The organism is Actinoplanes lutulentus, assembly GCF_003259845.1.
GTDB lineage: Bacteria > Actinomycetota > Actinomycetes > Mycobacteriales > Micromonosporaceae > Actinoplanes > Actinoplanes lutulentus.
In genome coordinates, this window is sequence record NZ_QLMJ01000007.1 from 256,721 (window position 1) to 278,348 (window position 21,628).

Sequence of the window (21,628 nt, forward strand, 5' to 3'; positions counted from 1 at the left end):
GGCTGGCGCTCAGGGCTGCCAGCTGCACACCAGGGCGACCGTAACGTTCAGCTGGGTGACGGCGGAGTGCCTCGGCTGTACGCCACGGCTGCCGGCTGCACGTCAGGGTCACCGCGACGTTCAGCTAAGTGACCACGGCGTACAGCCGGGCAACAGCGAGGCGGCTCGGCTGTACGCCACGGCTGCCGGCTGCACGTCAGGGTCACCGCGACGTTCAGCTGAGTGACCACGGCGTACAGCCGGGCAACAGCGAGGCGGCTCGGCTGTACACCACGGCCGCCAGCTGCACGTCAGGGTCACCGCGACGTTCAGCTGAGTGACCACGGCGTGCGGCTGGGTAGCGGGGCTGGAGTGGGCTTTGGGGTTGCGGGCGGGTGGGGCATGGCGGGGAACACGTCGGGTGGGTGGGTCTCGGGTGGGCTGGGGTGAATAGGCTTCGGGAATGGATGACAAGACGGTGCTGAGCCGGATTCACGGTTTGGTCGATGAGGAGCACGAGCTCCGCCAGCAGCTGAGCCAGGGCGCGATCTCCTCCGATGAGGAGCACGCCCGGCTGAAGGATCTCGAGGAATCGCTGGACCAGTGCTGGGACCTGCTGCGTCGCCGGCGTGCGGCCCGCACGGCCGGGAACGACCCCGACACCGAGCAGGCGCACTCCGTCAGTGAGGTCGAGAACTACCTCCAGTGACGCGGCCCCGGTCGCGGCCGCCGTGGACGCGGCGGCCGCGGGCCGGGAACCGGACGTCTGCCCAACCCGGACCTGGCCGGCCTGCGCCTGCCCGACTCCGGCGGGGTCAGCGGAGGCCTGCCTCGTAGTGGAGGCGTTCGATCAGGGCTTCCGGGTCCACCGGCAGGCCCCGGGAGCGGAACCAGGCCGCGACGTTGTTGACGTCGCGGGCGATGAACTCGGCGCCGCGCGGGTTGGCGATCACATCGACGATCTGGGGCAGGTCGATGAGAACGAGGCGTCCGTCGCGTACCAGAGTGTTGTAGGGCGACAGGTCGCCATGGGCGACCTGGGCGCGGGCCAGAACCGACAGCGCGTCGGTCATCTGGCGCCAAAGGTCGGCCAGTTCATCCGGGTTTGCCCGCACCTGGGCGAGCCGGGGTGCGGCTTCGCCGGTCTCCCAGTCGCCGATGAACTCCAGCATCACTTCGGTGCCGATGAGCTGGACCGGGTACGGCACGCAGACCAGGCCGCTCTCCTGGCCGATCTGCCACAGCCGGCCGAGCGCGTCGAACTCGGCAGCTGCCCACTGCCCGGCGATCATCTCCTTGCCGAACGCCGTGCGGTTGGTCATGGCGCGCATCTCCCGGGAGCGCCGCACGCGGCGGCCTTCCAGGTATCCGGCGTCGCGGTGGAACAGCCGGTGCTCGCCGTCGCGATAACGCTTCGCGGCCAGCAGCGACACCTGGCCGGAATCAGGTACTGCCCGGCGGACCAGGAAAACGTCGGCTTCCTTGCCGGTTTTCAGGATGCCGAGCTCGGTGTCGACAGCGCCGTGCTCCGTGCGTACCCAATCGGGTCTGGGAATTGGACCATGTAAAGCGCCGTCCCAGGTCGACCAGCGATCGCCGGTCGGCGGGAGGTCGGGGTCTTCTTTGAGGGCCGGCTCGAGCCGGCCGCGCTTCAGAAAGTCTGGTTCGTCGTCGTCGAACTTGCGGCGTCCACGCCGCATCGAGTGCTCGCGCACTGGAGGGTCTCCTCGGAGAAAGAAGTAAACAGGGAAATCTGGACGGCAGGCATCACAAAGACAGCCATGGAGTCCACCCCCTTCTCTCTCGTCGGACCTCTCGCAGGACCGGTGTCAGAAAACCAAACCCGGAAAACCCGCGCAACCTATTTAATTCAGCGGGTCGCCATGATCGCCGAGATCCCCTGGATCACGTTGCCGACCACCTTCGTCGGGGCGAACCTGCTGTCCACCCACTCACGACCGCGGTGCAGCCACACGCTCGGCAGCCCCATCGCGGCCGCGCCACCGATATCCGCTTCCGGGCTGTCGCCGACCACCCACGCTCCAGCGAGGCGCATCCGGACCCGCTGGGCGGCCAGCGCGAAGATTCTCGGGTTCGGCTTGCTGACCCCGCACTGCTCCGAAATCACCCAGTCGGCGACATAGCGGTCCAGACCGGTACGCCGAATGCGCGCCTCCTGCTGCTCAGCAGGACCGTTCGTGACCACGACGGGGATCAGTCCCGCATCACCGGCGATCTCGAGTGCACAGCCCACCATCGGATCGAGACGCTCGAACGCCTGCGGGCCCACGTTGAGCTCGTCCACGAGATCGATGGACGGGATTCGTAGCTGGTAGCGGTCCCGGATCAGGTCGGCCAGGTCCCACCGGGAGGTCAATCCGTCGGCGTCCACGGAGACCAGCCAGTCCAGATCTTCCTGCGGCGCGGCTATCTCGTCGATGAAGCCTTTAGCCCACAGACGGAAGGCACCGCCGCGATCAAGCAGGGTGTCGTCCAGAGCGAGGAAGACTAGAGGCACCCGGGCACCTTACGTGAGGCGTCGCCAAACCTGACAGTCCAGGAGTGTTAACAAAAGCCCGGAATTCGCATCATCCGATCGAGCGATGGCGCCCCGTTTAAAAAGCCGTACGTACGGATTGCAAGACCTGACCGCCCCGTGACACGATCAGCGCGTGCCCCGGGTTAGTCAGGACCAGCTAGACGCGCGCCGCCACGAGATCCTCACGGCGGCTCGCGCGTGTTTCGCGAGGTTCGGCTATGAGGGCGCCACGGTCCGCCGCCTCGAGGAGGCCACGGGCATGTCCCGTGGTGCGATTTTCCACCATTTTCGTGACAAGGAGTCGCTGTTCCTCGCGGTCGCCGAGGACGACGCGGCCACGATGGTGGAGACGGTCACCCGCAACGGTCTCGTCCAGGTGATGCGTGACCTGCTGGCACGGGCCGGCGGCAGCGAGGGCGACACGGCCGGCTGGCTCGGCACCCAGCTGGAGGTGGCACACCGGCTGCGCACCGATCCCGCGTTCGCGAAACGCTGGGCGGAGCGCTCGGCCGCGATCGCCGACGCCACCCGGGAGCGCCTGGAGCGCCAGCGTGACGCCGGCGTGCTGCGCCAGGACGTGCCGGTCGAGGTGCTCACCCAGTTCCTGGAGCTGGCGTACGACGGACTGGTCCTGCACCTGGCGACCGGCCGCCCACCGGGCGAGCTGGCCCGCGTCCTGGACGTTGTCGAAGAGGCCGTCCGCCGCCACTGAGGCACTATGGACCGGGTGCAGAACGCGATGTTGCTGGCCGTCACACCCGGGCTGCGGTGGCTGACGGCACGCTTCGCCGTCGAACCCGGCGCCCCGGTTCGCACCCGCTGCGGCGGCTGCGGCACACCACTGGCCGGACGCTTGTTTTCGCCGAGCGGCCGATGCGGTGACTGCGGTGTCATGATCGGCGCTCCGCCGTACCTTCTGGAGCTCGTCACCGTGACCGGCGCCGTGCTGGCGGTCCTCGCCGCGCCGTCGGTTCCGATCGCCCTCGCCGCACTCTGGTGGGTGGCCTGCGCCGTGCCGCTGCTCTTCATCGACCTGCGGGTCCACCGGCTGCCCGACCCACTCACCGGCGCCGCTCTGGCCGGCGTGCTGCTGATGGAGGCGGTCGCCGCGGTGACCACCGGACCGCCGGCCGCGCTGGGCCGGGCGTTGCTGTGCGCTCTGGCGTACGGCGCGTTGCTGCTCGTACCGGCCCTGATCCTGGGTCCGCGTGGTCTCGGCCTCGGCGATGTGAAGCTGTTCGTGTCGATTGCCGCGCTTTTCGGCTGGTGGGGCTGGAGCACCGTGTTCACGGTGCTGTTCCTGGCCTTCCTCGCCAGCGGCGTCGTGGCGGCCGGACTGCTGGTCACCCGCCGGGCGCGGCGAGGCACGCACATCGCGATGGGCCCGTACCTGGTAGGCGCGGCCTTCACGATGCTGGCCCTGCTCGCCTGACCCGGGAGTGGCAGGATCCAGGGCATGGATCTCGGGTTGGCTGATCGCGTCTTTATCCTCACCGGCGCCTCGCGCGGTCTCGGCTTCGCCACCGCGCAGGCGCTCGTCGACGACGGCGCCCGGGTGGTGATCTCGTCGCGCTCGGCGGAGCAGGTCGCCGGCGCGGTGGCCGATCTCGGCGGGCCGCAGCACGCCGCCGGGGTGGCCGCCGACCTCAGCGACCCGGGTACGCCCCGCGAGCTCGTCGACACCGCCCTCGAAAAGTTCGGGCGGCTCGACGGCGCCCTCGTCTCGGTCGGCGGGCCGGCGCCGGGCACGGCCGCGAGCATGACCGACGATCAGTGGCGGCAAGCGTTCGACACGGTCTTCCTGGGTTCGGTCCGGGCGGCCCGGACGTTCGCGTCGTCGCTGCCCGAGGGCGGTGCGGTCGGTCTGGTGCTCTCCACCTCGGTGAAGACGCCGCTCGCCGGGCTCGGGCTCTCCAACGGGCTGCGGCCGGGCCTCGCCATGGTCGCGAAGGACATGGCCGACGAGTTCGGCCCGCGCGGCGTCCGGGTGCTCAGCATTCTGCCGGGCCGCTTCATGACCGACCGCAGCCGCGAGCTGTTCGAGGCCTCCGACGACCCGGCGACCGCGACGGCAACGGTGGCCGGCGCGATCCCGCTGCGCCGCATCGGCGAGCCGCCGGAATACGGCCGCGTCGCCGCGTTCCTGCTCTCCCCCGCCGCGAGCTACGTGACCGGAACGGCGGTCACCGTCGACGGCGGCTCCATGCGCACCCTGTGACGCCGTCCGGTTTTGCCAAGCCGTCCGCCTCAGAGGTTGCCGCCGCAGCCGGGCGGACCATTCCCGATCTCGTCGGGCCGCACCTGCGCGTGCTCTTCTCCGGGATCAACCCGAGCCTGTACTCGGCGGCGACCGGCCACCATTTCGCCCGCCCCGGCAACCGTTTCTGGCCCGCCCTGCACGGCGCCGGCTTCACCGACCGGCTCCTGCACCCCTCCGAACAGCACCTGCTGCCATCGCTGGGCCTCGGGATCACCAACGTCGTCGCGCGGGCCACGGCCCGCGCCGACGAACTCTCGCCGGTCGAGCTGATCGCGGGCGGCCAGCTCCTGACCCATTTGGTACGCGTAACCGAACCGGCCCACGTGGCAATCCTGGGCGTGACCGCGTACCGCACCGCGTTCGGCAAACCGAAGGCCCGGCTGGGCCCCCAGTCCGACACGATCGGCGGGACCCCGGTCTGGGTGCTCCCCAACCCGAGTGGCCTCAACGCCCATTTCCAACTCCCGGCCCTGATCGACGAGTTCCACCGCCTGCGCGAAGCGACGAACTGAGGCCGGGCGATTCAGCCGGTTTCGTGCGGGGGCTCGGTGAGGTCGTCGCCGGGACGGGGTGGCAGGACCCGCTGCTCGTGGACCGCGGTCTCGCGGCGGAACCGGTCGGCCGACGGGTGCCACATCTCGTCGATCGGGCCCATCACGCCGCCGCCGATGCCCTTGCCGCGGGCCCAGCCGGCGAACCGCCAGAAGCCGTAGAGCAGCACCGCGACGACCACGAGGGTGATCAGCAGACCGGTCATGGGCCGACCCGGATCGGTGAGTCCGTGGTGAACTGGGTTCGGTAGAGGTCGGCGTAGAGCCCGCCCGCCGACATCAGCTCGGTGTGCCGGCCGCGCTCCACGATGCGGCCGTGGTCGAGGACCAGGATCTCGTCAGCGTCCCGGATCGTCGACAGCCGGTGGGCGATGACCACCGCGGTCCGCCCCCGCAGCGCCTCGGCGAGTGCTCGCTGCACGGCGGCCTCCGACTCGCTGTCGAGGTGCGCGGTGGCCTCGTCGAGCACCACGATCGACGGCTGTTTCAGCAGGATACGGGCGATGGCGATGCGCTGTTTCTCGCCGCCGGAGAACCGGTAGCCACGCTCGCCGACGACCGTGTCCAGCCCGTCGGGCAGGGCGCGGACCAGGTCACCGACCTGGGCGCCGTCGAGGGCGGCCCACATCTGCTCGTCAGTGGACTCGGGTGACGCGTACCGAAGGTTTTCGGCGATCGTCTCGTGGAAGAGGTGCGAGTCCTGGGTGACCACCCCGATCGTGTCGCGTAGCGACGCGAGGGTGGTGTCGCGCACGTCGACGCCGCCGATCAGGACCGCGCCGCCGCTGACGTCGTAGACCCGGGAGAGCAGCATCGACGTGGTGGATTTGCCGGCGCCCGACGGGCCGACCAGGGCGACCATCCGGCCCGGCTCGACGGTGAAGTCGACGCCGTCGAGGACCAGTTCGTTTTCCCGCTGGTCGAGGCTGGCGACGTCCTCCAGGGTGGCGAGGGAGACCTGGTCGGCGCTCGGATATCGGAACTGGACGCCGCGGAACTCGATGCGCCCGGCACCGGCCGGGATCGGTGCGGCATCCGGTTTCTCGGTGATGCCGGGATCGAGGTCGAGCACCTCGAAGACCCTGTCGAACGAGACGAGCGCGCTCATCACGTCGACCCGGACGTTGCTGAGGGCGGTGAGCGGGCCGTAGAGCCGGGTGAGCAGCAGCGCCAGGGTGACGACGGTGCCGGCCGAGACCTGCCCCCGCACGGCGAGCCAGCCGCCCAGCCCATATGTCAGGGCCTGGGCGAGCGACGCGACCAGCAGCATCGCCACGAAGAAGGTCCGGCCGTACATCGCCTGCTGGATGCCGATGTCTCGTACCCTCTCGGCGCGGTCACCGAACCGCGCGGCCTCCGCGTCGGGGCGACCGAAGAGCTTGACGAGCAGCGCGCCGGAGACGTTGAAGCGCTCGGTCATCGTCGCGTTCATCTTGGCGTCGAGGTTGTACGACTCGCGGGTGATCTCGGCGAGCCGTTTGCCGACCCGCCGCGCCGGGATGATGAAGACCGGCAGCAGCACCAGCGACAACACGGTGATCTGCCAGGACAGGGTGAACATCACGGCCGCCGTCAGCACCAGCTGGATGACGTTGCTCAGCACCCCGGACAGGGTCGACGTGAACGCCCGCTGCGCGCCCACCACGTCGTTGTTGAGCCGGCTCACCAGGGCGCCGGTCTGCGTACGCGTGAAGAACTGCAACGGCATCCGCTGCACATGGTCGAAGACCCGGGTCCGCAGGGTGAGGATGATCCCCTCGCCGATGCGCGACGAGTACCACCTCTGCGCCAGCGACAGCAGCGCGTCGGCGACCGCGAGCCCCGCGATGAGCAACGCGAGCCGCACCACAGTGCCGCCCGCCTCGGACCCGCCGCCGGTGATCGCGTTGATGACGTGGCCGGCGAGCAGCGGCGTGGCGACGCCGATGCCGGCCGCGATCACGACGGTCACCAGGAAGATCGTGATGTCGCGCCGATAGGGCTGGGCGAATGTCAGGATCCGGCGCGCGGTGCCGGGTGTGACCTGGTGACGGTTCACCTGGTCGGAGTTCTGGATCGAGCGCAGCACGGTCCAACTGGGCATGGACATGCGTCACCTCCCGGGGCGTCGCTCGACGAGACAGCAGGAGCCTGCCACGTGGGTACGACAACCCGGGAGGTAAGGACGCTATTCCGCGTTACTCCCCAGACCCGAGAAGGTCGCTGAGGCGCCGCGTCTGGGCCTCGCGCTCCGCTCGGTCCTGCTCCGCGTACGACCTCTGGGGTGCACCCGCGAGCAGGGCTTTGATCTCGGTGACCGCGCCGGTGTCGGCAGCGAGCACCGCTGCGGCGAGGTCGGACACCGCGCCGTCCAGCTCGGCCCTGGGCACCACCGCGGTGGCCAGGCCGATCCGGTCCGCCTCGTCCGCCGAGATCCGGCGGCCGGTGACGCAGATCTCCAGCGCCCGGGACGGACCGACCAGCTCGGTGAGCCGTTTGGTTCCGCCCAGATCGGGCACCAGGCCGAGAGTCACCTCGGCCATCGAGAACTTCGCGTCGTCGGCGAGAACACGCATGTCGCAGTTCAGTGCCAACTGGAAGCCGGCGCCGATCGCGTGTCCTTGTACGGCTGCGATAGTCACAATGGACGGGTTGCGCAACCACGTGAACGCGGTCTGGAAGCCGGCAATCCGATCGGCACACTCGGTGGCGGACAACTGTGCCAGCGTGGCCAGTGAAGAATGTCCGTCACCGCGTGCCACCGACAGATCCAGGCCCGCCGAAAAAGCGCGCCCTTCGGCTTGCACAATGACGACGCGTACGTCGCCCGGTAATTTCCTCGAAATGTTGCCGAGCTCCGTCCACATGGACGGAGTCTGGGCATTGAGAACGTCGGGCCGGCACAACGTCACCGTCGCAACCGGCCCGTCCTGTTCGTAACGAACGCCTACCTCGTCGGTCGCCGGCGCGGCGTTGCCAGTCGTCACGCCTTCTTACGGCGGCGGGCGCCGCCACGCTGGCGCAACTGAACTCCTGATTCGGTGAGCACGCGGTGCACGAATCCGTAGGACCTACCGGTGGAAGCGGCCAGCGCTCGGATGCTCTCACCCGAGGTGTATCGCTTCACCAGGTCTTTGGCGAGCGACTGCCGCTCGCTACCGACGATTCGACGACCCTTCTCAGTACTGGTAGCTGTGCCAGTGGCTGCCATCTTGAATCCTCACGTCGCAGACAGTGCGGTCAGATACGGTCTCACCTATTACACCGTCTCCAACGATCATGCGCCAGGTATCTAGCGCTCGCGAACGTGCCCATTTGTTACTGTCAGGAACTTGACGGTTACCACGGGCATCAATGTCAGACAGTTTGCCGGCAGCATCTCGCGAGGCAATTCAGGTCCGCGTGCGATCGTCGAGCACTCTCGTCAAGACCATCGATCACCTGCAAAAACACTCGATCGAGACGACCCGCAGGTGGGAGCCTTGACCGCTCCGGAGAGTGGTGTGATCGCTCCGAGGGGTGACGATCGAACGGGTTCGACACGACATCGGACGCGCCCGACCTGTTCACAAACGCCCGAACATCGCACTGTCTGTGTGGGCACCAGTTGACAACTGACGATGCGGTTGATCCCCGGATTTCGCTGCAAGAGAACGTTTACCCGGGCGCCGAGGCGCCCGGGTAGGTCTCACGCGAGTTCGACGAGCTCCAGCATGTCGTCGCTCCACGAGTCCTCGTCGCCGTCCGGCAGCAGGATCGCGCGGTCCGGCTTGAGCGCCTGCACACAACCGGCGTCGTGGCTGACCAGGACGATCGCACCCGGGTAATTGGCGATCGCGTCGAGGACCTGCTCGCGGCTCACCGGGTCGAGGTTGTTCGTCGGCTCGTCGAGCAGCAGCACGTTGGCGCCGGAGCAGACCAGCGTGGCCAGGGCCAGACGGGTCTTCTCACCACCGGAGAGCACACCGGCCGGCTTGTCGACGTCGTCACCGGAGAAGAGGAAGGCACCCAGGATCTTCCGCAGCTCGGTGTCGGTCTGCTCGGAGGCGGCGCTGCGCATGTGCTCGAGGATGGTGCGGTCCACGTCGAGCGTCTCGTGCTCCTGGGCGTAATAGCCCAGCCGCAGGCCGTGGCCCGGGCGCACCTCGCCGGTGTCCGGCGCCAGCAGGCCGCCGAGCATCCGCAGCAGGGTGGTCTTGCCGGCGCCGTTGAGCCCGAGGATGGCGACCCGCGAGCCACGGTCCACTGCGACGTCGACGTCCGTGAAGATCTCCAGCGATCCGTACGACTTCGACAGGCCGGCCGCGGTCAGCGGAGTCTTGCCACAGGGTGCCGGGTTCGGGAACCGGACCTTCGCCACCTTGTCCGAGGTACGCGTCTCCTCCAGGCCACCGAGCAGCTTCTCGGCACGCTTCGCCATGTTCTGTGCGGCGACGGTCTTCGTGGCTTTCGCCCGCATCTTGTCGGCCTGCGCCATCAGGGCGCCGGCTTTCTTCTCCGCGTTGGCGCGCTCGCGGCGGCGGCGGCGCTCGTCGGTCTCGCGGGCTTCCAGGTACGTCTTCCAGCCCATGTTGTACATGTCGACGACCGAGCGGTTCGCGTCCAGGTACCAGACCTTGTTGACCGCGGCGTCGAGCAGCTCGACGTCGTGGCTGATCACGATGAGGCCGCCCTTGTGCTGCGCCATGTAACCGCGCAGCCAGGCGATCGAGTCATGGTCGAGGTGGTTCGTCGGTTCGTCGAGCAGCAGGATGCCCTTGCCGTTCTGCCCGGAGTTGGCGAACAGGATCCGGGCCAGCTCGATCCGGCGGCGCTGACCGCCGGAGAGGGTGCCGATGGTCTGCGCCAGGGCGCGGTCGGGCAGGCCAAGGTTCGCGCAGATGCGAGCGGCTTCGGCCTCGGCGCCGTACCCGCCCAGGGCGGAGAACCGGTCCTCCAGGTTGCCGTACCGCCGGACCAGCTTGTCGTCGGCGCTTTCCTCGAGCTCGATCTCGAGTTTCTGCATCTCGGCGAGGATGGTGTCCAGGCCACGGGCGGAGAGGACACGGTCGCGGCCGGTCACGTTCAGATCGCCGGTCCGCGGGTCCTGCGGCAGGTAACCGATCTCACTGGTCGTCTCGACGGTGCCCGCGTACGGAGTGCCCTCGCCGGCCAGCACCTTCAGCGTGGTGGTCTTGCCGGCGCCGTTGCGGCCGACCAGGCCGATCCGGTCGCCGGGCTGCACACGCAGGGTCGTCGGGGAGATCAGAATCCGGGCGCCGGCACGAAGTTCCAGTCCGGTGGCGGTGATCATTATGCTTCTCGCTCTCGGGTGATCGGGCTGACTCAGGGCGCAATAAAGCGCCGGCCATCCTCCTGGACGGTCGGCGCGGGGCAGGTCAGCCTTCGCAGAGCAGCACGCGGCCATACTACTCGGCTGCCACGTCCAGCTCCCACTCGATTAGTTCACAAGATCATCGGGTACACCGCGGGCAACCGTGGCGAAGGCAGGACGACATGGAACTCAATGAACGTGCGGACATCGACACCAGTCAGGTCGAGGACGGCCGGGGATCCGGCGGTGGTGGTGGCGGCATCGGTGGCTTGCCCATCGGTGGCGGTGGCCTGGCCGGCATCGTCGTCACCCTCGTCATCGCGCTGGTCGGCGGATACTTCGGGATCAACACGATCGGCGGTGACAGCGGCGGCTCGTCGTCAGGCACCCCGCTGAGCCAGTGCACCGGCGACCAGAAGCTCCAGGCGCTCGAATGCCGCAATGGGCTCTTCGTCACCTCGATCCAGGCGTACTGGCGCGACCAGCTGCCGGAATCCTTCGGCGAGCAGTACAAGCCCGCCGTCACCCACATCTTCTCCAACCAGGTGAGCACCGGGTGCGGCTCGGCCGACTCCGGTGTCGGGCCGTTCTACTGCCCCGCCGACGACAAGGTCTACATCGACCTGACCTTCTACGAGGTTCTGTCGAAGCAGCTCGGCGCGCCGGGCGAGTTCGCGCAGCCCTACGTTCTGGCCCATGAGTACGGCCACCACGTGCAGGACGTGCTCGGCACCGAGGCGGAGATGCGCCGCCGGCAGGAACGCGACCCGGGCTCGGCCAACGCCGAGTCGGTGAAGCTGGAGCTGCAGGCCGACTGTTACGCCGGCGCGTGGGCGAACGCCGCGGCGAACACCACCGACAAGGACGGCGACAAGATCTTCACGAGCCTCACCGACCAGGACATCCAGGAGGGCATCCAGGCGGCCGGCCAGATCGGCGACGACACCCTGCAGAAGAAGGGTGGCGGCGACATCAACCCGGAGGAGTTCACCCACGGCTCGTCCGCGCAGCGGCAGCAGTGGTTCCGGGTCGGTTACGACAGCGGCGACCCGAAGCAGTGCGACACCTTTAAGGCCGGAGCGGTCAGCTAGAAGCTCTTTTCTCCGTTATCAGGCCTCTTTGTCAGGCCTCTTTTAACAGGATCGGCACGGCGCGAGCCGCGGCGACCGCGTCCACCAGGATCGCGCGCCGCGGCTCGGGCACATCCAGAAGGCGTCCGGCCCGTAGTGCGGCAACCGGTGCCAGGTGCCGCAATGCCAACACGGACTCGACCGCCGAACGATCCCCTCCGGTGACCACGGCGGCCAATGACCGTACCTCGGGCAGGAGAATGCGCTCGACGATGCCGGCGCCGTCGGCAGCCGCTGCTTTTGCCTGATTGTCGCGGCGGCGAGCGAAGCGCTGCTGCGACCAGCCGCCGGCAGCTGTCCGCCCTTGCACATAGTGCGTGTCCACTTTGGAAACCACCAGGTCAGGACCGTCGGCGATGCCGACGGCGATCGCGCCTTTGCGCGCCAGGAGAAGACCCAGCCGACGACTCGCTTGCGCTTCGCGAATCAGCTCGGCCACCGTCTCGGCCGGACCAGCGCCCGGGGGCGCGCTCAGCGTCGCCGTCACACCGTCAGCGGCGATCAAGGTCAAACCCATTTCCTGGTACGCACCATGCCGGGTCCCGAAGTTCTCCAGCCATCGCGGCAGCCGCTCCGGGGCGATATCCACCCATTTTCCGCCGCCGGCAGCCGCACGTTCGCCCATTCTTGTCAGACTACGGTGGCAGGATCGCTGGGCATGAGCGAGTTGGCCGGGACCTTGATGGGGCGTCTCGACGGTGAGTTCACGGCGGCGCGTGACCCGGTGCGCGCGGTGGGCATGGCCGCTTACATGCGCGACCAGTTCCCGTTCCTCGGCCTGCCGTCACCGATCCGCCGCGCCCGGGCCCGCGCCGCGCTGACCGGTCTGGGAGCGCCCACGTCCGATGATCTGCGCGCGGTCGCACTGGCCTGCTGGGACCGTGACGAGCGGGAGTTCCAGCAGTTCGCATGTGATTACCTGGCGGCTCATGTCGCGGAGCCTTCTCTCCTGGACACGGCGGCCTCGCTGATCACGACAAAATCCTGGTGGGACACGGTCGATCCGCTCGCCACTCATTTCGTGGCAGGGTTGGTGCGGCGGCATCCGGTGCTGGTCGCGGAGATGGACGAGTGGTCCCGGGCGCCGGATTTGTGGCTGGTCCGCACGGCGATCCTGCACCAGCTGCATTACGGGGCGTCGACGGACACCGCGCGGTTGTTCGGCTATTGCACGGCACAGGCCGGGCACCCGGATTTCTTCGTCCGCAAGGCGATCGGGTGGGCGCTGCGGCACTACGCGAGGACGGATCCGGGGGCGGTGCGAGCGTTCGTGTCAGCGAACAGCGACCGCCTGTCCCCGCTGTCGATCCGAGAGGCCACAAAGCACCTCTGACGATGGAGGGGGTGGTTTTCGCGCTGGGTCGTCGCGTGGTCATCGTGCTAAGTCGTCGTCAGGAGGTGGAGTGCCAGGGCTGCGATCAGGGCGCTGGACGTCAGGGCGGTGACGAGACGGCCGCGTTCGCCGGTGAGGACGCGCCCGATCAGCGAACCACCGCCGGCGATCAGCAACTGCCAGCTCGCCGAAGCGAGAAACGCACCGGCCACAAACCACACGCCGCCTCCGGCGCCACCACTGCCGAGCACCAGCGCCGCGAAATAGATCACGGTCGCCGGGTTGAACAGCGTCAATGCAAGAACCCCGAGGTACGCCCGAAGCACCGCCCCCGACCCGTTCTCAGGTCCCTCTTTCGCGGGCAGCACTCGGCTCTGGTCTTTCGCGCGGTGACGTAGTGCGCCCCAGGCCGTCCACCCGGCCAGCCCGAGCAGAACCACGGCCCCGGCCCACCGCAGTGGAGTAGCGAAGGGCGCGATCACCGCCGCGACGGCCGCACCACCGACCACGGCGACCAGTGCATAGATCCCGTCAGCGGTAGCCGCACCAAGCCCGGCTGCCGCACCGACCCGCAGCGACGTGCGAGCGCTCAGCCCAGCGATCAGCACTCCGATGGCGCCGACCGGCACAGCGATCCCATATCCGGCGACCACACCGGCGAGAAACGCCCCGTTCACGACAGCTGCCGAAACACCGCCGCCCACAAGTCAGCGGCCTGCTGTCGCCCAGCCCGATCGGCCACAGCGACAGAAACAGCGGCATACGACTCCAGCGCGTTCACGCCACCATCATCGACCCCACCCAGCCCGCAAAACCACCGATTATCAGCCGCACCAGGGGCACCCCCGAACCCGCTGGCGACCACAAGCACAAGCCAAACCAAACCAGCTCGCGCACACGGTCGCCCAGAAGCCGAAAAGACGACCACAAGCACAAGCCAACCGAAACCGGCTCGCGCACACGGTCGCTCGGAAGCCGAAAAGACGACCGCGAGGACAAGCCGGCTGGGGTCGCGCGCGCGGGGAACTTTGCGGTGGCGGTGAACGCACGCGGAAACGCTTTGCGAACAAGCCGAACAGGCCGAACAGGCCTAACGGGCCTAACGGGCCTCGGGCGAGCGTCGTTGAGGTCGCACGAACGCTCGGTTTGGCGTAGGTGGGGTCGCACGGTTGCGGTTCGTGCGACCCCACCACGGCCAGGGCCTGGATCCGGGCGCACAGAGACGTTACGTGCGACCTGATCCACCCTGCGACCGGTCCAGCTGGTTCCGCTGCTGCCTCTCACGGGCAATTTGACAGCGCTGACAGCCAGCCGGACGGCACGAGCTGGCTCCCGGCGCTGCCCTCGAAAGTTCGTCCCAGCACTGACCCTGCTGGTTGATTCAAACGCCGCCAGCAATGCACGCTCGGGCTTGATCGCCTCTCCGCCCAGAGGCCTCCCGTGGCGATCGTGGTCCCCGAACCACACCCCGACGGGAACCACGGCCCAAGATCGCGCAGGCCAGAGCACGCGTGTCGACTTCGGGTTCAATACGCACCCAAAATCGACACACATCGGGCAGGATGCTCGCGGCGTGATGCCTTCGGACCCGCCAACCGGGCCGAGCCCGGCCGCCGGCATGAGCCGACCGCTTGCACGAGCCGACCGCCTGGCACGAGCCGTAGCTCAGAACACGCTCGGCCACAGTTCCACGGCGCGCATCCCCGGTCAGCGGCTACCTCAATTGACCAGCACGGGCGGTTCTGAGGGTCAGCCGGACCACCGGCGCACCAGACACGGCACCGGCGGTGACTCGTCGGAGATCAAGTGATGTATCACGATTCGTTCCGGGTCGTTGCGTCAACCATTGATTACGTGATGCTTCTCCTTGGTTTCGGAACGTGACCAGAGCGCCCTTTGCTCGGTAGGGTCCGATCATGGTCGCTGAGCTGATTCTGGTCCGGCACGGGCAGAGCCTGGCCAACGTCGCCTTCCCCGCCGCCGACGCCGCAGGCCTTCTGGAGGTGGAGTTCGGCGGACGTGACGCCGACGTTCCGCTCACCCGCACCGGCGAGGAGCAGGCCTCGGCCCTCGGCCGCTGGCTCGCCACCCTCCCACCGGGGCATCGACCACAGGTGGTGATCACGTCGCCGTACCTGAGGGCTCGCGAGACGTGGCGCATCGCGGCCGAAGCGTCCGGTGTGGACCTTCCGGAGCCACGCACCGACAATCGGCTCGTCGATCGGCTCATGGGTGAGCTGGAACTGCTCACCCGAGCCGCGGTCGCTGCCCGCTTTCCCGGCGAGGCGGACCGGCGTGCCGAGGCGGGCGAATACGAGTACGCCCCTCCGGCCGGCGAGTCGTTCGCCGACATCCGGGTGCGGCTCGCCTCGTTCCTCGACGACCTGCGCCGCGAACAGAACGGAAAGCGGGTCGTCGTGGTCGCCCACGACTCCATCGTGCTCATGATGCGAGCCGTCGTCGAGGACCTCGACTGGGAAAAGGTGCTCGCTGTCGAGGCCGAGTCGGGTTACGTCCGCAACGCGTCGATCAGCCGTTTCGCCGACAAGGACGGCCGCCTCACCCTGGACAGATACAACGTGATCGACCATTTGCCACCAGCGTGAAACCCCGTTATACATAGACGGGCGTCTTGCAAAGAAATATTTGCAAACTTATCTTTGGACGATGCCCGGAACCCTTGGCCCACAGTCCTTGCGTGGTCTCGCGCACCCTTTGCGCGTACGCATCCTGCGTGTCCTGCGTGAGCAGGGCGCCTCGACCGCGACCCGGCTGGCTGGTCTTCTGGGTGAGAGTTCCGGCGCCACGAGTTATCACCTGCGGCAGCTCGCCGGTTACGGCTTCGTCGAGGAGGAGCCACGGCGCGGGCCCGGGCGGGAGCGCTGGTGGCGGCCGGCCGTTCCGGAGGACGCGCCGGTGGGGTTGCGGGCGGAAGCGGTCGCCGATTTCCAGCGAGTGCAGGACTTCCTGGCTGTCGCCGGGACGGTCCCCGACGAGTGGGGCGGCAGCGTGACCATCGGCAACCGGGCGCTGCGGCTCACCCCGTCTCAAGCCGCTGAGCTGCTAGGACGCATCGACGGGGTGCTCGCGGACTATCCGGCCGACCAGCCCGGCGAGGAAGCGCCGACGGACACCGGGAGGGTGGTGTTCCAATGGCAGTCGTTTCCACAGATCCGGTGAACACACATCCGATGAACCGCCAGCTCATCGTCCTCCTCGCCGCCGAGGGGATCTCGATGCTCGGCAGCCGGATCACCTTCGTGGCGCTGCCGTGGCTGGTCCTGACCAGCACCGATTCGGCCCTGCTCGCCGGGGTGGCCGGGTTCGCCGAGATGGTTCCGTACATTCTCGCCGGCCTGATCGGCGGTCCGATCGTCGACCGGGTCGGCCCGCGACCCACGGCGGTGGTCGCCGACGCGGCCAGTGTGCTCGCGGTCGCCGGCATCCCGCTGTTCGCGTTCTATCAGAGCGCCTCCCTCGGCGTCCTGCTCACGCTCATCGCGCTCGCCGGCGCGCTGCGCGGGTTCGGCGACGCGGCCAAGCGCGCGCTTCTCCCCCGTACGATCGCTGCGGCCGGCGTCTCCACGGAACGCGGGACCACGCTCTACGACGGTGTCTCCCGCGCGTCGACGCTGGTCGGGCTGCCGCTGGCCGGGCTGCTGATCGCGGCTTTCGACCCGGCGACCGTGCTCCTCTTCGACGCCGCGACCTTCGCCGTCGCGGCCGTTCTCATCGGCGCGCTTCTGCGTGTCGGCTTCGCCGACGCCGCCGCTTGCGACGAGACCGAGGAGCATGGGTACGGGGCCGCCCTGCGCAACGGTTTCCGGTACGTCCGCGACGACCGGCTGATCCTCGGCGTGATGTCGCTGCTCTTCGTGACGAACATGTTCGATCAGGCGTACGCCACGGTCTTCGTACCCGTGTGGGTGCGTGAGGGTCCGCACGGACCCGCAGCCCTCGGGGTTGTCGGCACGGCGTTCGGGCTCGGTGCGGTGGCCGGGAACATCCTGTACACCGTTATCGCGCCACGGCTGCCCCGGCGGCGTACGTTCGGGATCTGTTTCTTCGTCGGCGGGCCGGCCCAGTTGGTCGCGCTCGCGTTCACCAACGAGGTCTGGGTCGTGCTGGCCACCGCGGCGATCTCCGGAGCGCTGATGTCCACGGTCAATCCGATCCTGCTGGCGGCGGTCTACCGGCGGATCCCGGCACACATGCACGGCCGGGTGTTCAGCGTGCTGATCTCGGTGTCCTGGGCGGGCATCCCGCTCGGCGGCGTGCTGGGCGGCTGGGTGACCGACGTGCTCGGGCTGCGAACGGCGGCGCTGCTGGCCGCGATCGGATATCTCGCGGTGACCGCGGCACCGTTCGTCTTCCCCGCGTGGGAGGCCTTGGACCGCACCGAGCAGGCGGCCCGCAAAGCGGTGGCAGCCGCCTGACAGTCCGGCAACCCGGTGGCAGCCAACTGACAGTCCGGCAACGCAGTGGCAGGCAACTGACAGTCTGGCAACGCAGTGGCAGCCGTCTGACAGTCGTCGATAAGTGCCGGATAGGGTCGCCGAATGCTTTTAGCTCATGACATTTCCGGCAGCGGCCCGGCCGTGATCCTGCTCCACTCGACCGTCGCCGACCGCCGGATGTGGGACCCGCAGGTACCGGCGCTGACCGCCGCCGGCCACCAGGTCGTGCGGTGTGACCTGCGCGGTTACGGCGAATCCCCGATTCCGATCGGCACCGACTGGGACGAGGCCGACGACGTGGCCGCCCTGCTCGACGCGCTCGGCATCACCCGCACGGCCATCATCGCGGCGTCCGGCGGCGGCCGCGTGGCGCTCGAGTTCGCTGTCCGCTGGCCGGACCGGGTGGCCGCTCTCGCGCTGCTCTGCACCGCACTGCGGGGCCACGAGCCGAGCGCCGCGCTGCGCGAGTTCGGCGACCGCGAGGACGCACTGCTGGAAGCGGGCGACGTAGCCGGCGCAACCGACCTCAACGTCAACCTCTGGCTGGGCCCAGAGGCAGGCGAGGACCAAAAATCTTTGGTACGCACCATGCAACGCAACGCCTTCGACGTCCAGCTAGCCGCCGAAGAGGCCGCACAGGCCGCAGCCCACACAGCCGACCCAGCCACGCCACTCGATGCCCCCGCAGAGCCCACCGTCAGGCCCGCCGCCGAGCCGCATGATGCCGCGGCGCTGTCCTCCGCCGAACCCACTGCGGACGCCGGAGAAGATGCCTCGGGGCCGGCCGCCGCTTTCGCCTCGATCACCGCGCCGGCCCTGCTGATCTCCGGTGCGCACGACCTCCCCGATTTCCACGAGATCGCCGTCCAGCTCGCGAAAACTCTGCCCAACGCCCGCCACCAGGAACTCTCCTGGGCCGGCCACCTGCCAAACCTGGAACGCCCCGACCTGCTGAACCCGATCCTCACCGCCTTCCTCGCGGACCCCGCCACGAAGGGCTAGACCCTGCTCCACTCCCGGAGCTGCGCGGCCACCTCGCGGTCGCCGCCACGAGGGACTAGACCTTGCTCCACTCCCGGAGCTGGTCAGCCACCTCGCGGTCGCCGTCGACTCGGATGTCTGCCGGCTCGATCCGGCGGTAGAGCGCGAGCACCAGCTCACTCGCTTTCCCCTGGAGGCGGGTGACCGGGTCGCCGCTGGCGGCCGGGCCGACGGTCACCCCGGCCGGGGACAGGTCGACCGTCCAGGACGGGCCCTCCAGGGCCTGGAACTCGATGCGGGCCGGGCGGTGCGGCCAGGCGCCCAGGGAGCGCAGCGGGACCTCGAGGAACTCGCCCACACCGTCGACGGCGATCGCCGCGGGCAGCGGCTCCGGTTTGCCGAGCGCGTCCTGTGCGTCGAACGCGTGGACGGCCGCCTCCTGCACCTGGTGACGGGCGACCGCACGAACCGTGTGGGGAGCGGCTGAATCCGGCCACCAGGCCCAGCACGGCGCCTCCGGGCCGGTGGCGCGCAGCGCGTCGAGCAGCAGGGCTGTCGACTCCGCCGACCAGTCCAGGAGGTCGCCGCCGGGCGCGGCCTCCTCACGGGGCGGTGGAGCGGACGGGTCGCCGGCCCGGGCCGCGGCAGCCCAGAAGCGCTGGACGCGGCCGAGGTGCAGGACCAGGTCACGCACGGACCAGTCAGGACAGCCGGGAACCCGGGCCGTGAGATCGTCGGCGGCCTCCCGCAGCGCGGCTGACCGAGACTCGATCAGCGACAGCAGCTCGGGAAAGGGCGGTGTCGATGCCATGCCACGGTTCTATCACCGGGGTACGACAAAGGGCGGCGCGCTTCGCAGCGCACCGCCCTAATGACGTACGAAATCAGACGTTGAAGCCGAGAGCCCGCAACTGCTCTCGTCCGTCGTCGGTGATCTTGTCGGGGCCCCACGGCGGCAGCCACACCCAGTTGATCCGGAAGTCCTGCACGAGCCCGCCGCCGGGGCCGGTGGTCAGCGCCTGCCGGGTCTGGTCCTCGATCACGTCGGTCAGCGGGCAGGCCGCCGACGTCAGCGTCATGTCGAGGGTGACCACGTTGTCGTCGTCGACGTGGGTGCCGTAGACCAGGCCCAGGTCAACCACGTTGATGCCGAGCTCGGGGTCGACGACGTCCTTCATCGCTTCCTCGATATCGGCGTGCGACGGCTTGGGCTTGTCCGAGACGGCGACCGCGGCGGGAGCAGCGGCGGCCTCCGACACGCTGGTGGCCGGAACCTCAACGGGCTCGCCCGCCTCAGCGGCCTCGGCCCGCTCGGAAGCGAGCCAGTTCGGAACCTCGTCGGCAGCCGCATCGCCCGCAGAACCCTGCGCGGTAGCCACTGTCTGAACAGAATCGGTCTTGTCGCTCATGCCTTCACCTCCGGGCTCACGCCCACCTCCACGCCGGCGCGAACCGCCGCGTCCTTGAACGCCATCCACGGCAGCAGGGCGCATTTCACCCGGGCCGGGAACTTCGCGACCCCGGCGAACGCGATGCCGTCGCCGAGCACTTCCTCGTCGGGCTCGATCTGGCCGCGGCTCTGCATCAGGTCCACGAAAGCCTGGTGGATCTCCGAGGCCGTCGCCGCGTCCCGCCCCTGGAGCAGCTCGTGCAGCACCGAGGCCGAGGCCTGGCTGATCGAGCACCCGAGGCCGTCGTACGAAATTTCCGACAAGTCGGAGTTGACCCGAACGGTGATCTCGTCGCCGCACGTCGGGTTGACGTGGTGCGCCTCCCCGTCGAACGGGTCACGCAGCCCCTTGCCGTGCGGATTCTTGTAGTGATCGAGGATGATCTCCTGGTAGAGCCCGTCGAGCATCAGCCGAACACCTTCCGCACCTGGTCGAGACCGCGTGCCAGGGCATCGATCTCGTCCGTCGTCGTGTACAGGTAGAACGAGGCCCGCGTCATCGCCGGAACGCTGAAGCGGGAGCAGACCGGCCGCGCGCAGTGGTGGCCGACCCGCACCTCGACACCGAGGGCGTCGAGGATCTGTCCCACGTCGTGAGGGTGTACCCCATCGACGCCGAACGACACCGTCCCGCCCCGGCCCTCCGTGGTGGCAGGCCCGAAGATCCGCACACCCTTGATGCTGGTCAGCGCGTCCAGGGCGTACGCCGTGATCGCCTGTTCGTGCTGGTGGATCGCCTCCATGCCCAGCCCGGTCAGGTAATCCACTGCCGCACCGAGGCCGATGGCCTGCGTGATCGGCGGGGTGCCGGCCTCGAAGCGGGCCGGCGGCGCGGCGTAGGTCGTACCCGTCATGGTGACCGTCTCGATCATCGAGCCGCCGCCGAGGAACGGAGGCAGCTGCGCGAGAAGGTCGTACCGCCCCCACAGGACACCGATGCCGGTCGGGCCGACCATCTTGTGCCCGGTGAAGGCGATCAGGTCGGCGCCGAGCTCGGCCACGTTGATCGGCAGGTGCGGGACGGACTGCGAGCAGTCCAGAACCAGCAGAGCGCCGACCTCACGGGCCCGAGCGGAGATAGCCGAAATATCGTTGATCGTCCCGAGAACATTGGACATGTGCACCAACGACACGATCTTGGTGCGCGAGGTGATCAACTCGTCGAGCCCCGACTCGTCCAGCCGCCCCTCATCCGTGATCCCGAACCAGCGCAGAGTCGCGCCGGTCCGCTCACAGAGCAGCTGCCAGGGAACCAGGTTCGAGTGGTGCTCCATCTCGGAGACGACCACCTCGTCACCCGGCCCGAGCCGCAAATGCTGCCCGGCCGAGTGCGCGACCAGGTTCAGCGCCTCGGTGGAGTTCTTGGTGAAGACCACCTCGTCCGGGCTCGCCGCACCGATGAAGGCGGCGATGCGAGCCCGCGCGCCCTCATAGGCCTCGGTCGACTCGGTGCCGAGCGTGTGCACGGAGCGGGACACGTTGCCGTTGTACCGCTCCTGGTGCGCGCGCATGACGTCGAGCACCTGCACAGGTTTCTGCGAGGTGTTGGCGCTGTCCAAGTAGACCAGCGGGTGGCCGTTGACCTCCCGCTCGAAGATCGGGAAGTCCTTACGGACCTGCTCGACGTCGAAGCTCATCTTTATCGACTCCCAGCG

At 68.7% G+C, this 21,628-nt stretch carries 24 protein-coding genes; 11 read left to right on the plus strand and 13 right to left on the minus strand.

Going from position 1 to position 21,628, the window contains the following annotated elements; all coding sequences use genetic code 11:
- The first annotated feature begins 442 nt into the window (after window positions 1–442).
- Window positions 443–688, plus strand: coding sequence for a DUF2630 family protein (locus B0I29_RS18030; RefSeq protein ID WP_111650145.1), 246 nt, complete (start codon window positions 443–445; stop codon window positions 686–688).
- Window positions 689–794: 106 nt separating this feature from the next.
- Here B0I29_RS18030 and B0I29_RS18035 read toward each other — a convergent pair whose 3' ends face one another.
- Together B0I29_RS18035 and B0I29_RS18040 are read right to left on the minus strand one after the other, a co-directional pair.
- Window positions 795–1,694, minus strand: coding sequence for a serine protein kinase RIO (locus B0I29_RS18035; RefSeq protein WP_375790585.1), 900 nt, complete (start codon window positions 1,692–1,694; stop codon window positions 795–797).
- A gap of 155 nt (window positions 1,695–1,849) precedes the next feature.
- On the minus strand, window positions 1,850–2,497 hold the full coding sequence (locus B0I29_RS18040; protein WP_111650146.1) for an HAD family hydrolase: 648 nt from the start codon (window positions 2,495–2,497) through the stop codon (window positions 1,850–1,852).
- A 154-nt stretch (window positions 2,498–2,651) separates the two neighbouring features.
- On the opposite strand from B0I29_RS18040, the gene B0I29_RS18045 reads away from it, so the two are divergent.
- The 4 genes from B0I29_RS18045 to mug are packed head-to-tail and all read left to right on the plus strand — an operon-like array spanning window position 2,652 to window position 5,290.
- Window positions 2,652–3,230: a TetR/AcrR family transcriptional regulator gene (locus tag B0I29_RS18045; RefSeq protein WP_111650147.1), complete on the plus strand. Its 579-nt coding sequence runs from the start codon at window positions 2,652–2,654 to the stop codon at window positions 3,228–3,230.
- Window positions 3,231–3,236: 6 nt separating this feature from the next.
- A complete protein-coding gene (locus tag B0I29_RS18050; RefSeq protein ID WP_111650148.1) occupies window positions 3,237–3,950 on the plus strand; it encodes a prepilin peptidase in 714 nt (237 codons plus the stop codon).
- A gap of 24 nt (window positions 3,951–3,974) precedes the next feature.
- Window positions 3,975–4,736 (plus strand): SDR family oxidoreductase, encoded by a 762-nt coding sequence (locus B0I29_RS18055; RefSeq protein ID WP_111650149.1) that lies wholly within the window; start codon window positions 3,975–3,977, stop codon window positions 4,734–4,736.
- Window positions 4,733–5,290 (plus strand): G/U mismatch-specific DNA glycosylase, encoded by a 558-nt coding sequence (mug, locus tag B0I29_RS18060; RefSeq protein ID WP_111650150.1) that lies wholly within the window; start codon window positions 4,733–4,735, stop codon window positions 5,288–5,290. Before B0I29_RS18055 ends, mug begins: the two co-directional genes overlap by 4 nt.
- 11 nt (window positions 5,291–5,301) lie before the next feature.
- Here the strand turns inward: mug and B0I29_RS18065 are convergent, their stop codons facing one another.
- From B0I29_RS18065 to B0I29_RS18085, 5 genes are all read right to left on the minus strand, one after another.
- Window positions 5,302–5,535 (minus strand): hypothetical protein, encoded by a 234-nt coding sequence (locus tag B0I29_RS18065; RefSeq protein ID WP_111650151.1) that lies wholly within the window; start codon window positions 5,533–5,535, stop codon window positions 5,302–5,304.
- Complete coding sequence (locus tag B0I29_RS18070) at window positions 5,532–7,418, minus strand: ABC transporter ATP-binding protein (RefSeq protein WP_111650152.1); 1,887 nt, start codon at window positions 7,416–7,418, stop codon at window positions 5,532–5,534. The genes B0I29_RS18065 and B0I29_RS18070 overlap by 4 nt, the downstream gene beginning before the upstream one ends.
- A gap of 88 nt (window positions 7,419–7,506) precedes the next feature.
- Window positions 7,507–8,295 carry an enoyl-CoA hydratase/isomerase family protein gene (locus B0I29_RS18075; RefSeq protein WP_111650153.1) on the minus strand — a complete coding sequence of 263 codons (789 nt, stop codon included), beginning with the start codon at window positions 8,293–8,295 and terminating at the stop codon, window positions 7,507–7,509.
- The gene (locus B0I29_RS18080) at window positions 8,292–8,519 is read right to left on the minus strand and encodes a helix-turn-helix domain-containing protein (protein WP_014441759.1); all 228 of its coding nucleotides are present in this window, start codon (window positions 8,517–8,519) and stop codon (window positions 8,292–8,294) included. The genes B0I29_RS18075 and B0I29_RS18080 overlap by 4 nt, the downstream gene beginning before the upstream one ends.
- Window positions 8,520–8,996: 477 nt before the next feature.
- On the minus strand, window positions 8,997–10,601 hold the full coding sequence (locus B0I29_RS18085; RefSeq protein ID WP_111650154.1) for an ABC-F family ATP-binding cassette domain-containing protein: 1,605 nt from the start codon (window positions 10,599–10,601) through the stop codon (window positions 8,997–8,999).
- Between the two features lie 203 nt (window positions 10,602–10,804).
- Between B0I29_RS18085 and ypfJ the strand changes: the two genes are divergently transcribed.
- The gene (ypfJ, locus tag B0I29_RS18090; protein WP_111650155.1) at window positions 10,805–11,713 is read left to right on the plus strand and encodes a KPN_02809 family neutral zinc metallopeptidase; all 909 of its coding nucleotides are present in this window, start codon (window positions 10,805–10,807) and stop codon (window positions 11,711–11,713) included.
- 31 nt (window positions 11,714–11,744) lie between these two features.
- Here the strand turns inward: ypfJ and B0I29_RS18095 are convergent, their stop codons facing one another.
- Complete coding sequence (locus B0I29_RS18095; RefSeq protein ID WP_111650156.1) at window positions 11,745–12,377, minus strand: acVLRF1 family peptidyl-tRNA hydrolase; 633 nt, start codon at window positions 12,375–12,377, stop codon at window positions 11,745–11,747.
- 33 nt (window positions 12,378–12,410) lie between these two features.
- Between B0I29_RS18095 and B0I29_RS18100 the strand changes: the two genes are divergently transcribed.
- Window positions 12,411–13,085: a DNA alkylation repair protein gene (locus B0I29_RS18100; RefSeq protein WP_111650157.1), complete on the plus strand. Its 675-nt coding sequence runs from the start codon at window positions 12,411–12,413 to the stop codon at window positions 13,083–13,085.
- A 47-nt stretch (window positions 13,086–13,132) separates the two neighbouring features.
- On the opposite strand, the gene B0I29_RS18105 is transcribed toward B0I29_RS18100, so the two are convergent.
- The gene (locus B0I29_RS18105) at window positions 13,133–13,762 is read right to left on the minus strand and encodes a LysE family transporter (protein WP_111650247.1); all 630 of its coding nucleotides are present in this window, start codon (window positions 13,760–13,762) and stop codon (window positions 13,133–13,135) included.
- A 1,239-nt stretch (window positions 13,763–15,001) separates the two neighbouring features.
- On the opposite strand from B0I29_RS18105, the gene B0I29_RS18110 reads away from it, so the two are divergent.
- The 4 genes from B0I29_RS18110 to B0I29_RS18125 all read left to right on the plus strand — a co-directional run bounded on the left by B0I29_RS18110 (window position 15,002) and on the right by B0I29_RS18125 (window position 18,544).
- Window positions 15,002–15,691: a histidine phosphatase family protein gene (locus B0I29_RS18110; protein ID WP_111650158.1), complete on the plus strand. Its 690-nt coding sequence runs from the start codon at window positions 15,002–15,004 to the stop codon at window positions 15,689–15,691.
- Between the two features lie 61 nt (window positions 15,692–15,752).
- Window positions 15,753–16,265: an ArsR/SmtB family transcription factor gene (locus B0I29_RS18115; RefSeq protein WP_111650159.1), complete on the plus strand. Its 513-nt coding sequence runs from the start codon at window positions 15,753–15,755 to the stop codon at window positions 16,263–16,265.
- Between the two features lie 11 nt (window positions 16,266–16,276).
- Window positions 16,277–17,521 (plus strand): MFS transporter, encoded by a 1,245-nt coding sequence (locus B0I29_RS18120; RefSeq protein WP_245972598.1) that lies wholly within the window; start codon window positions 16,277–16,279, stop codon window positions 17,519–17,521.
- A 123-nt stretch (window positions 17,522–17,644) separates the two neighbouring features.
- Entirely contained in the window at window positions 17,645–18,544 is a 900-nt protein-coding gene (locus tag B0I29_RS18125) for an alpha/beta fold hydrolase (RefSeq protein WP_111650161.1), read from the plus strand.
- Window positions 18,545–18,599: 55 nt separating this feature from the next.
- Here B0I29_RS18125 and B0I29_RS18130 read toward each other — a convergent pair whose 3' ends face one another.
- From B0I29_RS18130 to B0I29_RS18145, 4 genes are all read right to left on the minus strand, one after another.
- Window positions 18,600–19,334, minus strand: coding sequence for a maleylpyruvate isomerase family mycothiol-dependent enzyme (locus B0I29_RS18130; RefSeq protein ID WP_111650162.1), 735 nt, complete (start codon window positions 19,332–19,334; stop codon window positions 18,600–18,602).
- Window positions 19,335–19,407: 73 nt separating this feature from the next.
- Complete coding sequence (locus B0I29_RS18135; protein ID WP_111650163.1) at window positions 19,408–19,932, minus strand: metal-sulfur cluster assembly factor; 525 nt, start codon at window positions 19,930–19,932, stop codon at window positions 19,408–19,410.
- Window positions 19,929–20,384 (minus strand): Fe-S cluster assembly sulfur transfer protein SufU, encoded by a 456-nt coding sequence (gene sufU / locus B0I29_RS18140; protein ID WP_111650248.1) that lies wholly within the window; start codon window positions 20,382–20,384, stop codon window positions 19,929–19,931. Before sufU ends, B0I29_RS18135 begins: the two co-directional genes overlap by 4 nt.
- Window positions 20,381–21,610: a cysteine desulfurase gene (locus B0I29_RS18145; protein ID WP_111650164.1), complete on the minus strand. Its 1,230-nt coding sequence runs from the start codon at window positions 21,608–21,610 to the stop codon at window positions 20,381–20,383. Before B0I29_RS18145 ends, sufU begins: the two co-directional genes overlap by 4 nt.
- Window positions 21,611–21,628 lie beyond the last annotated feature (18 nt).